The sequence below is a fragment of the Ammoniphilus oxalaticus genome (assembly GCF_003609605.1).
GTDB classification, from domain to species: Bacteria; Bacillota; Bacilli; order Aneurinibacillales; family RAOX-1; genus Ammoniphilus; species Ammoniphilus oxalaticus.
In genome coordinates, this window is sequence record NZ_MCHY01000007.1 from 66,699 (window position 1) to 80,855 (window position 14,157).

The window sequence follows — 14,157 nt, forward strand, 5'->3', positions numbered from 1 at the left end:
ATACAGGGGGGTTGGCCAAACGTCTACAAAACATCTTTAATCTTAAGGAAGGGCCAACTCTAATAAATCGAATGGAGGCATCATAGATGAGTCGTTATCCAGATGATAGCTATGCATTACATACAGACCTCTATCAAATTAATATGGCGGAAACGTATTGGGAGGATGGGGTCCACGAGAAGAAGGCCGTGTTCGACCTTTATTTTCGTCGCTTGCCATTTGGGAACGGATACGCAATTTTTGCCGGCTTGGAGCGAATTATCGAATATTTACAATCCTTTCGCTTCAGTGAAAGCGATATCGAATATTTACGTGATTTAGGGTACCGCGAGGATTTTTTGAGTTACTTGAAAACGATTCGTTTTACAGGGAATGTTCGTTCTGTGCAAGAAGGTGAATTGGTGTTCGCTGAAACGCCGATCATGCGTGTGGAAGCGAATTTAGCCGAGGCTCAGTTAATTGAGACCGCACTTTTAAATATTGTTAATTACCAGACGTTGATCGCGACAAAAGCATCAAGGGTAAAACAAGTTATTGGAGACGGAACGGCATTGGAGTTCGGGACACGTCGCGCGCATGAATTTGATGCGGCATTATGGGGAACGAGAGCCGCTTATATTGCCGGATTTGCGGGAACGAGTAACGTGCGGGCCGGTAAAAAATTTGGCATTCCTGTTGCGGGGACACACGCGCATTCGATGGTTCAAGCTTATCAAGACGACTATAAGGCATTTAAGAAGTATGCGCGTCGTCATCGTGACTGCATCTTTTTAGTCGATACGTACGATACATTAAAATCAGGAGTTCCGAATGCGATTCGCGTCGCTAAAGAGTTGGGCGATCAAATTAATTTTGTCGGAATCCGTTTGGACAGTGGAGACTTAGCCTTCTTAGCGAAAGAAGCGCGGAAAATGTTGGATGAAGCAGGCTTCCCGGACGCGAAAATTGTCGCTTCCAATGATCTCGATGAATACACGATTTCGAGTTTGAAAGCGCAAGATGCTCCGATTGACAGTTGGGGAATCGGAACGAAATTGATTACCGGTTATGACCAACCTGCTCTCGGCGCTGTTTACAAAATATCTGCGATTGAAGACAAACAAGGCGAGATGGTCGATACGATTAAGATTTCTTCTAATCCTGAGAAGACGACCACACCCGGTATTAAGAACGTCTTCCGTATCATTAATAAAGAAACAAAGCGCTCTGAGGGGGACTATATTGCTCTCCACGGAGAAGAACCGCAAAAAGAAGACCGGTTGCACATGTTCCATCCCGTTCATACGTATTTGAGTAAACATGTTACCAACTTTGAAGCGATCGAATTGCAACGGGACATCTTCAAAGATGGAGAACTAATTTATACGTTGCCGAAATTAGATGAGATTCGAGTATTTGTTCAAGATAATCTGAATGTGTTGTGGGACGAATACAAACGGACGAACAATCCACATCAATATCCGGTCGATTTAAGCAAAGCATGTTGGGAAAATAAACGAGATTATATTGAAAAAGCGTTAAGATTGGCAAGAAAAGAGAAGTAAGCTTATGCTTCTATTCTTCTTTTGAAAGAAAAGGACCTAAAAAGGTCCTTTTCTTATTTAAAATTTTGGCAACTGATCGAGGTTGTTTTCTTTAATCCCATCGGGTTCAGAACGAAGGATATCGCGGCCATATCTTTGAAACACATCGATGCGAGCTAATTGCCCGGCTTTAGCTTCGGCAAGAGCGGTAGGGTAATCGAGTTCCCGACCTGTCGCTGTTTTAAACGCAATTAAATCTCCGTCCTCATTTTTTCGAACAGCTACAATTTCATCTCGTCCGAGCGCAATGTCGCTTTGTTGTTGAGCCGATTTTTGCTCGGCTTCATCGCGGTATTGTTTGTAGGCTTGTTCAAAACGATCCATCAAAACCACCTCCGTTTATTTAGTGTTGGCTCGAAGGATTGATTTTTATGCTTATTTATTATGTAAACGATCCCGACCGGCGCCGAGCATAGGTCGGGATCCCATTCCATTTTATTGTTGATCGTAATCCCACATTGGGTGACCAAACCCGCCTGTAATCGATATGATCCCCTCATCGTCCAGTTCATCTTCATAGGCGTCATGCACAGGACTTTGAGCAATTCCGATAAAATTACCTTCCAAATCAGCCATTAGGAATTCTTCTACCGCTTCCGTAAAGCCAATCGGTTCATCGGATTCGAGAAACATTTCGTTATAGTCCGTTTTCTTTTGATCAAAAAAGTCAGATGGCGTATCTGATGAGCCATAGCGAGCGACATCTTGCCACGCATCCTCCGCGTCATACATTGTTGTATCCTGTTCATCAAAATCAAATTGGCCAAAAGGCGGGTCCAGGACTTCCTCTTCTATGGGCCGATCTTGTGAAACTGTCTTGTTTGGCGAATGCTCCATACATCGCGTCGCTGTCGGCAAAGCTTGCAGCCTTTCATAGGGGATCGCTTTGGAACAAATCTCACAACTTCCATACGCGCCTTGCTCAATTGCGTTTAAAGCAGCTTGGACGTCTTGTAAGTGTTCCTCGGCGTGTTCATTAAGGGCAATGTCTTTTTGCCTTTCGAACAACTCCGAACCATGATCGGCTGGATGGTTATCGTAGCTAGATAATTCACCAAGCGATTCCTTAATCATCGCCTTGTCTAGATCATAATGATTGTTTTCCTCCATACGTTCCCGCAAATCCTGCTCTTCACGCAACAACTCGGTTCGTAAACTGGATAATTGTTCGGGAGAAAGCATGTTATTTTCCCCTTTCCTAAGATCGGGACTACAGTCATTAGTTTGCTTAAATCGCGTTATATCATAATCGGAGATTGCTGGGTACAAATCTTACAAAAATTAGGGAGAAGATTGTTGGAATAAAGCGGACGACCCTTTAATAATGTAATCAATAGACTTAGGTGCCCGATTATCTTACAGAAAGATGTGGTAATAACGATGTTGATTGTCCAATTAGCGATTATTTTAATCGCGTCTAAAATTGCGGGGGATATCAGTGTTCGTTTGAACCAGCCGTCCGTGCTCGGAAAGTTGTTGGTTGGTATTCTGTTAGGTCCGACGGTGTTAGGACTTATTGAAAATACCCAAATTTTGCATGAAATCAGTCAATTAGGTGTTATTTTATTGATGTTTATTGCCGGGCTTGAGACGAGTTTGGGCCAATTCAGACAGACGGGTAAAGCGGCTGTCTATGTTGGATTAGCGGGGATAATTGCCCCGGTTGCGCTCGGTTTCGCGATGGGTGAACTGCTAGGCTTAAGCGGCGGAGAGGCGCTCTTTATTGGACTATTGTTGGCTGCGACAAGCGTGAGTATTTCGGTGCAAGCATTACGCGAACTTGGCATGTTACAGTCGAAAGAAGGGACAACCATTCTAGGCGCCGCAGTGATTGATGATGTTGTTGTGATTGTATTGTTAGCTTTCTTAATGAGTACGATCGGTGGCGATGTTGCGCTCGCGCCCGTCTTGCTGAGGATCGTCGCATTCTTTTTCATTGTTACAATCTTATCGTTTTGCGTTCCATTTTTTGTGAAAAGGTTTTCGCGCTTGCGCGTGACCGAGGCCACACTCACAGCCGGTGTGATCGTCTGCTTCCTGTTCGCAGCTTTAGCGGAATATTCCGGGGTGGCGGCTATTATTGGGGCGTATGTCGCGGGTATTGCGATTAATGTGACGCGATATGGTCGAGAACTCACTAAAAAGGTGGAAACGATCAGCTACTCGCTATTTGTGCCCGTCTTCTTTGCCTCGATCGGTTTATCCGTCGATTTTTCGGGCATCGGGGAGTACTTCTACATCATTGTGTTATTTTCAGCTCTCGCGATTGTTTCTAAGTTAGTGGGTGGAGCCCTTGGAGCTAAAGCGGCTGGATTTACGTGGGGTCAATCAATGGGAATTGGTTCAGCGATGGTCTCGCGTGGAGAGGTAGCGTTAATCATTGCCGGGATTGGCTTACAGGCGGGGTTTTTAAACGAAACATTGTTTTCTGTGATGATTATTGTCGTGTTGGTCACGACGCTTGTCACACCGCCGCTGATGAAGTGGTTCTTTGCTCGGAACCAGACAAGTTAAAATGAAGAAACATAAAGGGTGGTATCACAAACTGGATGCCGCCCTTTATGTGTTTAAGGAATCACCTTTAAAATTTCACTAACCTCTTTACGAGGCAGCTTGCGTGGCTGTTCCTCGGGATATCCTAAAGCGATGACCATATTGATCTGCTTAAATGGCTCGATATTCAAATAAGCTCTTAATTGTTCCTCCGCAGCCAATACGGGTCCTGTCATCGGGCAGGTGCCCAGTCCCATTGCATGGGCGGCTAGCATCAAATTTTGAATCGCTAGGCAGCTGCTTTTGATGCCCTCCTCATTCCAAACATCATCTCCGACAAATCCAATCGGGTCAAAAATTCGGTCCCTAAATTTTGATTCATAAGGTGTAGCCAAACAGACGATTAGGGCCGGCGCGTTTTCAAAAGCAGTAGCATACGGTCCAAATGAGCGGACAAGTAGGCGCGCTTCTCGCTCTAAGCCACGTTTTTTTGATTCATCGGCAAAGGCGTGTAATCGGGTCCAGGTCATATCTGAAATTTCTTTGATCATGTCCTCATTAAGTACGGCGATAAATTCCCATGTTTGGGAATTGGTGTCGCTAGGGGCATATCGAGCGCAATCAATCAATTCTTCGACAATTTCAACACTTACCTTTTGATCTGAAAAATTTCGAACGCTTCTTCTTCCGTGGATGATTTCTTTAAATTGTTGATAGTCCATTCTCTCACCTTCTTCTGCAATCTAAACGTAATCATAACAAATTGGTAGATTTTTTAAAAGAAGGTAATATTTTTTTTGTTTATTGACAAAATAGGGAAAGACCAACCAGATTGGGAGGGGCTTACTTATGGGAAGGCGCAGTTCAAAGAAAAAAGAGATTGTCAACCAGTTGCAATTTCAGTTTGTGGAGCAATTTAAGGCTGTGCCAATCAGCGGGCGACTGAAGGAAAATCTCGCTCAAGTTCAAGCCTTCGCAACGGATAATTCGGATTATGTGATTCGAGAATTTCGCCTAAAGGACAGCGTGGCTGCTTTTGTGTTTTATGTTGATGGCCTTGTATCAGGAGAACAAGTCGATTTTGCGCTGAAGGAAATGATGTTGTTAGAAGGCGGCTTTTCACAGTTAAATTCACTGGAGTCGCGTGTGGTCGCCGTTTCTCAAATGGGACAGGCCCATCAATTTGCGGACGTCTTACTAGGGGTACTGAGCGGAGATACCGCTTTATTTGTGGAAGGCAATCAAAAAGCTTCTTTGTTAGGACTGCGCGGGCCGCAGATGCGTTCGGTTAGCGAACCGGAGTTAGAGACGGCTGTGCGTGGACCACGTGAAGGTTTTATCGAAAATATACGAATTAATACGTCGTTATTGCGGCGGAAGTTGAAGACTCCCTTTCTCAAGATGAAGCCGATGATTGTCGGCAAGCAAAGCAATACAGATGTCATTATTACGTACATGGAAGGTGTTGTTGATCCCGCGTTGGTGGAGGAAGTGACGAAGCGAATCGAGAAAATTGATATTGATGCGGTCTTCGAATCAGGCTATATAGAGGAATTTATTCAAGACAATGCCCACTCTCCCTTTCCCCAATTGCAATATACAGAACGTCCGGACACGTTAGCCGCTTCGTTATTAGAAGGACGCGTTGGAATTATGGTTGATGGAACTCCAATGGTTTTGATAGCCCCGATTACATTTTGGACGTTATTGCAGGCGAATGAAGATTACTACGAACGTTTTAAACTTGGAACATTGATCCGTTGGATGCGATACGTCTTTTTTTTAATGGGGCTGCTCGGTTCTTCTATTTACATTGCGGTCACAACGTATCACCAGGCATTGTTGCCTACCTCATTATTGCTCAGCGTTGCCGCAAGTCGGGAGCAAGTTCCCTTTCCCGCGGTAATTGAAGCGTTTATATTGGAAATTTCTTTCGAAGCGTTGCGCGAGGCGGGAGTCCGTTTACCAAAAGCGGTCGGGCAAGCCGTTTCTATTCTGGGCGGGCTTGTCGTTGGACAGGCTGCGGTTGAAGCGGGGATCGTCTCAGCCGCGATGGTGATCGTCGTCGCGGGCGCGGGGATCGCTTCGTTTACAATTCCGCGTTACAATATGACAATTTCGATTCGTTTGCTACGCTTTATATTTATGATTCTTGCGTCTTTGTTTGGCATTTATGGCATTTTAGTCGGTTTGATTATTTTGATCGGGCATCTAGCTAATTTACGTTCGTTTGGGGTCCCCTATCTGTCGCCGATCAGTCCGCTTTCGACGCCTGACTTAAAAGATGTGTTGTGGAGGGCTCCTTGGTGGATGCAAAAAGAGCGGCCTTCTTTTATGTCCTTGCGCGATACGCAACGGATGGGCGATGAATTGGTCGATGAAATTAAGCGCGATGGAGGGCAAACCGGCAAAGATATTGACCATGATGAACCAAAGAAAGGGGAATAAATGAGAATGAGACTAGGGCTATGTCGATTGCCGATCTGCTTATTCGTTTGTTCCTTGCTGTTAACAGGGTGCTGGGATCGGGTTGAAGTAAATGATATTGCGGTCGTCGTAGCGACGGGAGTTGATTTAGAAGAGGATGGACTTTACCGCATTAGCGTCCAGCTCCCGCTCGTAACAGGCAACGGCGGGGAATCTTCGTTCTATGTGGATTCAGAGCGGGGACGAACGATTCGCGAAGCGATTGGTAAAATGCAACGTCGCATGGCTCGTCAATTGATATTTTCGCATCGCCGCATCCTCGTGGTAGGAGAAGATGTCGCTAAAGATGGGATTTATGAATTTTTCGATGAACTTGCTCGGTTGCCAGACAATCGTTTGACCGTGAGGATGGTAATCGCAGAAGGGAAAGCGATGGATATGCTGCAAGCCAATCCAAACTTTGAACCGTTTTCCTCGGAAGCGATGCGTGAGATTACGAAGTTACCGTTTGTTATTCCGATTAATCTGCAAGATATTGCCCATGCCTTAAATATTGGAGCTGATCCGATCACGCCTTATCTGGGTCGAGTTGAGACGGAACCAGACAGCGGCAATCAAGAAGTCGAATTTATAGGTTATGCCCAATTTAAAAAAGATCGCATGGTTGACGTATTTAAAAATGAGGCGGCAAATGGGGCCCATTGGTTCGCTGTTAACTTTATGCCCTATACAATTACCTTTGACATCAAAGAAGCGGGTAAGAGCGAAGCAATCACAGTCAAAATATACGAGGCGCATCGGAGAATTCGATCCCGAATGAATGATCGAGGTGAAATGGAAATTCAGCTCAAAGTGAATCTACGCGGCGCGGTGCAAGAAAGTCATTTAACAGCAGATCTCCGATTTCCATCGAATCGCGAGAAGTTGGATGAAAAATTTCTTAGTGAAGTTCGCGAACAAATCGAAGCGTTCATTGATCAAGCGAAGCGCCAAAAAACAGATTCAGGGGAGTGGGGATTTTTAATTAACCAACGCTATCCAAAAGAGTGGCAAGATCGGTATGCGCAAGATTGGCATACAAAACTAGAGGAGCTCAAGTTTGACATTCAAATTAAAGGTGAGATCGACCGTCTGGGTCAAATCTCCGAAAATATAGCAAAGGAGCGCTGATGACGATGTTGACAGCAACCTTTGGACTCGTGTGCGCGGGACTTGGCTTGGCTTGGTTCACAGATGCGGGGCTTCGTCAGGAAGCGAAGCCATCGGAACAACGAACGGTAGTAGTCTTGTTAAGCCTCACGTTCCTGCTTGCAGCAGTAAGGAAATTAGACTTATTTAATTTCATGCTTTCCGATTGGATGTATCAATGGCTGATTCCCTGGATGCAAGGGTATTTAACAGGGGGGAGTTAAATTGAGCGCGATACAACAGATCAACCATCGACAGATGAGCTGGCTCACGGCTAGTTTAATTTTGACGGGTTCTTTAATTGGACTGCCAAATATGATTATGAACGTATCGCAAATGGACGCATTGTTTTCTCAGTTCATGCCGCTTTTATACGGGCTGTTCATCTGTCTTATTATGTACGAGTTAGCGAAACAATTTCCAGATAAGCACTTGTTTGAGATTACGTTTATTGTAGCTGGCAAGTGGGTCGGCGGGTTTATTAACGGAACCGTTCTGATCTTTATGTTCATCAGGCTTTCCGCTGAAATGCATGCGATTACGGGGTTTATTAACACAACATTGTTAACGCGAACCCCACCCGAAATCATTGCCTTTGTGTTTACGATCATTCTCATTTACTATGGGCGAACGAGTGTTGAGGTGATCGCCCGCGTAACCGACTTCTTTTTCCCTGTCTTAATTCTTGGAATCCTGCTTGTCTTTGTTGCGACGATCAATGAGTTTTATCTTAGTCGAGTTGGTCCCTTTTTATCAGAAGGGATCTCACCTGTTTTGAAAGGTAATATCATTTCTTTAACCTCTTACGGCGAAATTTATATTATGGGCGCTTTCTTGCATATGATTCCGAAAGCGAAGGTGTTAATAACGTCGATCCGTCATGGCGTATTGCTCGCGGCGCTTGGGTTTAGTTTGGTAATTTTGTTAAGCATCGGTGTGCTAGGATCGGTTATTTCCGGGCGGATGATGTACCCGCCTTATATGGTTGTGGAACAGATTCACATCACAGATTTTCTAGATCGTGTCGAAATTTTCTTTTTTAGTATTTGGTTTCCCGCCTTGGCGATTAAAGTCGTCATCATTTTCTTGGCGATTTTGATGGTGTTATCTAGCTTTTTGGGTACGCGCGAATATAAATTATACAGTATGCCAGTTGGGCTCTTTGTTTTTGTTGCTTCTTTCTTTACATTCCAAAGTCCAATCGGTGTGCTTGATTTCAAGTCCTATGCATTCCCGTTGCTCATCCCGACGATTCAACTTCCGGTCTATTTAGTCGTGCTTGGTCTTGCCAAGTGGCGGAAGCGGCAACAGCAGCAACGGCAAAAAATATCGGATACTGTAAATATTCCAAAGCGTATTGTCCGTTGGGGCATTTGGGCCCACGTTTTCTTATTGGCGTGTTTTGCATCGATTGTAACAGGTTTGCTTCTAGGGAGCGCTAACGGATACATCGGACGAGCGGCAACCGCGCTGTACATGATTTTTTTGTTTGGATCTTATTATTGTTCGAGAACCCAACTAAACAAGTTAAATCAATTTACGCTAGAACAAGAACAGGAAGGATGAATGAGAAATGGAGTATGGCCCATGGACAGCGGTAGGTCAATCGAAACAAAGAATTGATGTGGTTGAAAAAGCAGCGGGGACGGTTCGGTATGTCAGTGACTTCGTCGTCCCAGGCATGTTATACGCAAAATTAGCAACAAGTAAACAGGCTCACGCTCAAATCGTGTCAATTAACACAACAGAGGCCTGGAAAATACCCGGTGTGCGCGCGATTGTGACAGGTGACACATTCCCTTATCATATCGGTCCTATTTTGGCGGATAGACCGCCGCTTGCCTTCGATAAAGTTCGTTACTTTGGGGAACCATTGGCGATTGTTGTCGCCGATCATGAACATCAAGCGAAGCTAGCGGCAAGTAAAATTAAAGTTGAATACGAGCCATTGCCTGTCGTTAATTCGGTCCGACAAGCATTTGAAACCGGAGCGCCGCTTGTTCATGAAAATGCGGGTCAATATATGAAGTTAATTAGTAATGTTTACCCGATCTCAGGAACGAACATAGGTAGCCATGTAAAAATTCGAAAAGGTGATTTTGAGACCGCATGGGCTGAATGCCAAACGACGATTGAGGCGACTTACTCTTTTAATTTATCGGATCATGCCGCTTTGGAAACGCGCGGCGCTCGAGTAGAAATCACTCCTGCCGGAAAAGTCGTTGTCCATTCTTGCACGCAATCTCCGTTTACGATTAAAAAGGTATTGAATCAATTTTTTAATATTGAGGTTGGAAATGTGATCGTTCACGGGACGATGGTAGGCGGGGCTTTTGGCGGAAAGGGAACGGTGCAATTGGAACCGCTCGCTTATCTGGCTTCAAAAGCGGTCGGCGGTAAACTCGTAAAATTGGATTATGAACGTGAAGAGGATATGATCACGGCCCCGGGTCACATCGGCTTGGAAGCGACGATTAAGCTCGGCGTCGATGAAACTGGGAAGTTGCTTGCGGGTCAGTATACGTTCTTGATTGACTCTGGCGCTTATACCGATCAAGCGGCGGGAATTGCGCGGGCTGCGGCGCTCGATTGCACGGGGCCCTATCATGTGCCGCATGTATGGTGTGATTCGTATTGCATGTATACGAACCATCCTTTCGCGACTTCGTTCCGCGGCTATGCTCATCCTGAACTCACTTTCGCGGTGGAACGGACGATCGATCAACTGGCTGTAAAGTTAAAGATAGACCCAACAGAGTTACGGAAGTTGAATCTAATAAAACCCGCGCATACTTCACCGACGCAAGCGGTGATTACAGCGAACAATATTGGCGATGTCGCGAAGTGTCTTGATCGAGCTAAAGAACTGATTCTTTGGGATGAAGGGCAGCGGATTGAGGTGGGGAACAACAAGGTGCGGGCAAAGGGAATTTGTACCTTTTGGAAAACATCGACGACCGCAACCAACGCCCAGGCAGGAGCAGTGCTTACTTTTGAAGCGGATGGAAGCGTTAATTTAAACTGCGCTGCGATTGAACTCGGTCAAGGAACGAAAACAGCGCTCGCTCAAATTTTAGCTGAAAAATTGAAAATGAAGATGGACAAAATTCACGTCACAATGGAACTTAATACACAATATGATCCGCATCAATGGCGTACAGTGGCCAGTAGTAGCACGTTTCTAGCGGGAAGAGCGGTTTTAGCTGCGGCAGAGGATGCCATTAAACAGCTTAGACGAACCGCGTCAATTGCGATGCAATGTTCGGAAGAGGATTTAGAGGTCGGCGGAGGTCGTGTATATCTAAAGCCAAATCCCGAATATGGAATCGATATCAAGGAGCTTGCTTTAGGTTATAAATTTCCAAACGGTCACGCTGTGGAAGGACAAATCATTGGTCGCGGACGTTACATTCAGCGTCACTTAACACCAATGGACCAAGAAACTGGTTTTGGTAAGCCGGGGCCATGGTGGTCGGTAGGGGCCCAGGCCGTTGAAGTAGAATGGGATGAGCGAGATTATACGTATAAAATATTGAAAGCGGTTACGGTGTTGGATGCGGGCAAGATCATCAATCCGGCAACGGCGACTCAGCAAATGCGTGGGGGCATGTACTTGGGATTGAGCTTTGCGAGTAGCGAATCTTTTGTGTTTGATGACAAAGGGATTACGCAAAATCCTGATTTAAGAACGTATAAAATGCTTCGGTTTGGAGAACAACCTGATGAATACTTGGTTGATTTCATCGAAACGCCGAGCGTTGATGGACCATATGGGGCTCGCGGAATTGGTGAATATGGGGTGATTGGAATGCCGGCCTCGTTAGCGAACAGCCTGTCTAAAGCAGCGGAAGTCGAATTGAACCATCTTCCGCTAATCCCAGAACTAATATGGCGAACAAAAAAGGAGAGTGGCCAATGATTGCGTTTGATTTTGCCTATTATAGACCCGAATCGATCGAACAGGCGGTGCAGACGTTTCAGAATTATCATGAGCGAGGGAAAGAAGTCGTTTACTATAACGGGGGCACGGAATTTATTACGTTTGCTCGAAAAAATAAAATCAAGGCCGACGTGATCGTTGACCTGAAAGGTATCTCTGCTTGTCATGTAATGGGGCAACAAGGAGATCAATTGACGTTTGGCTCCTCGATTCCATTGAATCAGCTTGTGGAATCGAATCATTTTCCATTGTTAGCGAAGACGGCTCAAAAAATTGCTGATCACACGTCACGCAATAAAATCACGCTAGGCGGCAACCTCAACAGCCGATTGATGTATCGGGAAGCGATTTTGCCGTTATTGTTAGCGGAGGCTCAACTGAAAGTGGCGGGAAGAGAAGGGGAAGTGGATCTACCGATCCAGGAAGTTTTCGATCAAAAACTGAACTTGAATCCGTGTCAATTTATTATTCAAGCAAGCGTCGATCGATCATTCGCTAAACTCCCTTTTGTAAGTATCAAGAGAACGATGCGTTCTAAGGTGGATTATCCGTTGGTCTCTGTCGCTGCAGTCGTCAAACAGAAAAAGATCCGCGCGGCATTCAGTGGGATTTGCGCTTATCCTTTCCGTTGCTCAAAAATTGAGGACATCCTTAACGACTCGGCCCAATCGGTTGAGCAAAAAATTGAGCAGACGATTATGAAGCTGCCGACCCCGATTGTAGACGATTTGCGGGGCTCATCGGATTATCGCGCGTTTGTGTTTAAACATGTGTTGACAGATATGTTGGAAACATTGGAGTGGGCTAAAAAATGAGGGCGCATGACACAGCTAAATCAGTCGTTCAGTTTCACGTAAATGGGGAAACGCATGAAGCGGTGATCCGCTCAGCCGATACGCTACTACATACGTTACGTGTTCAGCTAGGCTTAACTGGGGCTAAAAAAAGTTGCGAAAATGGCGATTGCGGCGCTTGTACCGTATTAGTTAATGACCAACCGATGCACGCTTGCCTATCTTTGGCGATCGAGACGATTGGTCAACCGATTAAGACGATAGAAGGGTTGATGGGTTCCCCGATTCAAGAGACGTTTGTTGATCATTGGGCAATTCAGTGCGGATATTGCACACCTGGTTTCATAGTAAACTGTCACGCCCTGGCTGAGCAACACCCACAAGCGGATGATAATACAATTGAGGATTGGATGCAATCGAACCTCTGTCGTTGCACGGGGTATCAAGAGATTAAAGAGGCGGTAAAAGCGGTTTTAAATCAAAAAAATCAATCTTAATAATAGAGGGTGTCCGTAATAAGGTCAGACTTTGCCGACCTTATCATGGACACCTTCTTTTCAATTTATCCTTTCTTAAAGCTGTTGTTGCCTTGATTTAAACTTTCAACTAAGCTCAGCGTTTGCGCGGCTTGTTCAATCTGTTGTTGGACCTGCTCCAATTGCTGTTGTTGAGCGGTTGTGGTTTGGGTTACGGCGAATCCTTGCAATTGAGACAGTTGCTGTGTCGCCTGCCCGATCTGTTGTTGGGCTTGCTGCAACGTTTGTTGACCGCTGCTGATAGTTGCTTGCTGCAGGGTTTGTTGGGCTTGAAGTAATGTTTGTAGCGCATGTTGTTTTTGTTGCTCGAACTGCTGTAATTGCATCTGTTGTTGCGTATCATTCTCAGCTTGTGTCGATGCTTTCGATTGTTTAGTCTGTTTCGACATATAATCGCCTCCCAATGATATAACGAGCCCCGTTATTTTTCCCGTTTCACGACCATTTATCATCGTTAAGAAATTCAGTAATTGTAAAGTTGTACTAAAGCAAGGTTACAGTCCATAAAAATGGAAGGAATTATTAATTTCTTTTGCGTTGGAGAGTAGGAGGGGAGAGCGCTGACTTGCGCGCGGATTTATGGGATCATTTTAGCCAATGGGAAATCGAGACGGATGGGAGTAAATAAACTGTGGCTACCTTATCGGGGTAAGCCGATCATTGAGGCCGTGATAGCAAAAGCTAAAGAAGCAAATTTGCAGGGCGTGTACGTTGTGATTTCGGAAGTGGATCATGCTTTAAATCGTCTGGTGAAGCGATACGGTTGTCAGGCCGTCACCCTTAATTGTTCTAGGAAAGGAATTGGATACAGCCTAGCGTCAGCGATCCGACGGTTGCCTATGCAGGCTCAAGCGGCGATGGTGTTGCTCGCTGATCAACCGCAAATACATGTTCAAGATATGAGCGGTATTAAACAGCAGTTTAAAACGTGGCGCATGCGGATCACTGAAGATGAGCCTTGTATTATCCAGACTCGCTATCGTAGGGGGGAAGAGGGGCACCCAACGCTTTTTTCAAGTCACTTTTTTAGCGAATTAGCCATGTTAAAAGGGGATATAGGGGCAAAAAAACTGATCGGACAATACTCATGTCATGTTCAACTACATATTAGCAATCACCTTTATCCTCCCGACGTCGATACAACAACCGATTACCTGCGCCTTATCACTGATATAGGAGGGATGAAGCCGTGACAG

14 protein-coding genes are annotated in these 14,157 nt (G+C 45.3%); 10 read left to right on the plus strand and 4 right to left on the minus strand.

Going from position 1 to position 14,157, the window contains the following annotated elements:
* The first annotated feature begins 86 nt into the window (after nt 1-86).
* Nucleotides 87-1,544: a nicotinate phosphoribosyltransferase gene (locus tag BEP19_RS05235; RefSeq protein ID WP_120188803.1), complete on the plus strand. Its 1,458-nt coding sequence runs from the start codon at nt 87-89 to the stop codon at nt 1,542-1,544.
* 57 nt (nt 1,545-1,601) lie between these two features.
* On the opposite strand, the gene BEP19_RS05240 is transcribed toward BEP19_RS05235, so the two are convergent.
* Nucleotides 1,602-1,907, minus strand: coding sequence for a DUF3892 domain-containing protein (locus BEP19_RS05240; protein WP_120188804.1), 306 nt, complete (start codon nt 1,905-1,907; stop codon nt 1,602-1,604).
* Between the two features lie 111 nt (nt 1,908-2,018).
* Complete coding sequence (locus BEP19_RS05245) at nt 2,019-2,765, minus strand: TraR/DksA C4-type zinc finger protein (RefSeq protein WP_120188805.1); 747 nt, start codon at nt 2,763-2,765, stop codon at nt 2,019-2,021.
* Between the two features lie 198 nt (nt 2,766-2,963).
* On the opposite strand from BEP19_RS05245, the gene BEP19_RS05250 reads away from it, so the two are divergent.
* Entirely contained in the window at nt 2,964-4,097 is a 1,134-nt protein-coding gene (locus BEP19_RS05250) for a cation:proton antiporter (RefSeq protein WP_120188806.1), read from the plus strand.
* 53 nt (nt 4,098-4,150) lie between these two features.
* On the opposite strand, the gene BEP19_RS05255 is transcribed toward BEP19_RS05250, so the two are convergent.
* On the minus strand, nt 4,151-4,798 hold the full coding sequence (locus BEP19_RS05255; protein ID WP_120188807.1) for a nitroreductase family protein: 648 nt from the start codon (nt 4,796-4,798) through the stop codon (nt 4,151-4,153).
* A 127-nt stretch (nt 4,799-4,925) separates the two neighbouring features.
* Between BEP19_RS05255 and BEP19_RS05260 the strand changes: the two genes are divergently transcribed.
* From BEP19_RS05260 to BEP19_RS05290, 7 genes are read left to right on the plus strand one after another with little or no spacing between them, the layout of a single operon-like run.
* Nucleotides 4,926-6,524, plus strand: a complete 1,599-nt coding sequence (locus BEP19_RS05260; RefSeq protein WP_120188808.1) for a spore germination protein — start codon at nt 4,926-4,928, stop codon at nt 6,522-6,524.
* 6 nt (nt 6,525-6,530) lie between these two features.
* On the plus strand, nt 6,531-7,673 hold the full coding sequence (locus tag BEP19_RS05265) for a Ger(x)C family spore germination protein (protein WP_170145273.1): 1,143 nt from the start codon (nt 6,531-6,533) through the stop codon (nt 7,671-7,673).
* A gap of 5 nt (nt 7,674-7,678) precedes the next feature.
* Nucleotides 7,679-7,915, plus strand: coding sequence for a hypothetical protein (locus BEP19_RS05270; protein WP_147393771.1), 237 nt, complete (start codon nt 7,679-7,681; stop codon nt 7,913-7,915).
* Nucleotide 7,916: 1 nt separating this feature from the next.
* Nucleotides 7,917-9,257 carry a GerAB/ArcD/ProY family transporter gene (locus tag BEP19_RS05275; RefSeq protein WP_120188811.1) on the plus strand — a complete coding sequence of 447 codons (1,341 nt, stop codon included), beginning with the start codon at nt 7,917-7,919 and terminating at the stop codon, nt 9,255-9,257.
* A 7-nt stretch (nt 9,258-9,264) separates the two neighbouring features.
* Complete coding sequence (locus BEP19_RS05280) at nt 9,265-11,610, plus strand: xanthine dehydrogenase family protein molybdopterin-binding subunit (protein ID WP_120188812.1); 2,346 nt, start codon at nt 9,265-9,267, stop codon at nt 11,608-11,610.
* Nucleotides 11,607-12,446 carry an FAD binding domain-containing protein gene (locus BEP19_RS05285; protein WP_120188813.1) on the plus strand — a complete coding sequence of 280 codons (840 nt, stop codon included), beginning with the start codon at nt 11,607-11,609 and terminating at the stop codon, nt 12,444-12,446. The genes BEP19_RS05280 and BEP19_RS05285 overlap by 4 nt, the downstream gene beginning before the upstream one ends.
* Nucleotides 12,443-12,922: a (2Fe-2S)-binding protein gene (locus tag BEP19_RS05290; RefSeq protein ID WP_120188814.1), complete on the plus strand. Its 480-nt coding sequence runs from the start codon at nt 12,443-12,445 to the stop codon at nt 12,920-12,922. Before BEP19_RS05285 ends, BEP19_RS05290 begins: the two co-directional genes overlap by 4 nt.
* 65 nt (nt 12,923-12,987) lie before the next feature.
* Here BEP19_RS05290 and BEP19_RS05295 read toward each other — a convergent pair whose 3' ends face one another.
* Nucleotides 12,988-13,350, minus strand: a complete 363-nt coding sequence (locus tag BEP19_RS05295) for a hypothetical protein (protein ID WP_211329320.1) — start codon at nt 13,348-13,350, stop codon at nt 12,988-12,990.
* Nucleotides 13,351-13,548: 198 nt separating this feature from the next.
* Here BEP19_RS05295 and BEP19_RS05300 point away from each other — a divergent pair, with 198 nt between their 5' ends.
* Nucleotides 13,549-14,154, plus strand: coding sequence for a nucleotidyltransferase family protein (locus tag BEP19_RS05300; RefSeq protein WP_281269278.1), 606 nt, complete (start codon nt 13,549-13,551; stop codon nt 14,152-14,154).
* The last annotated feature ends 3 nt before the right edge of the window (nt 14,155-14,157 follow it).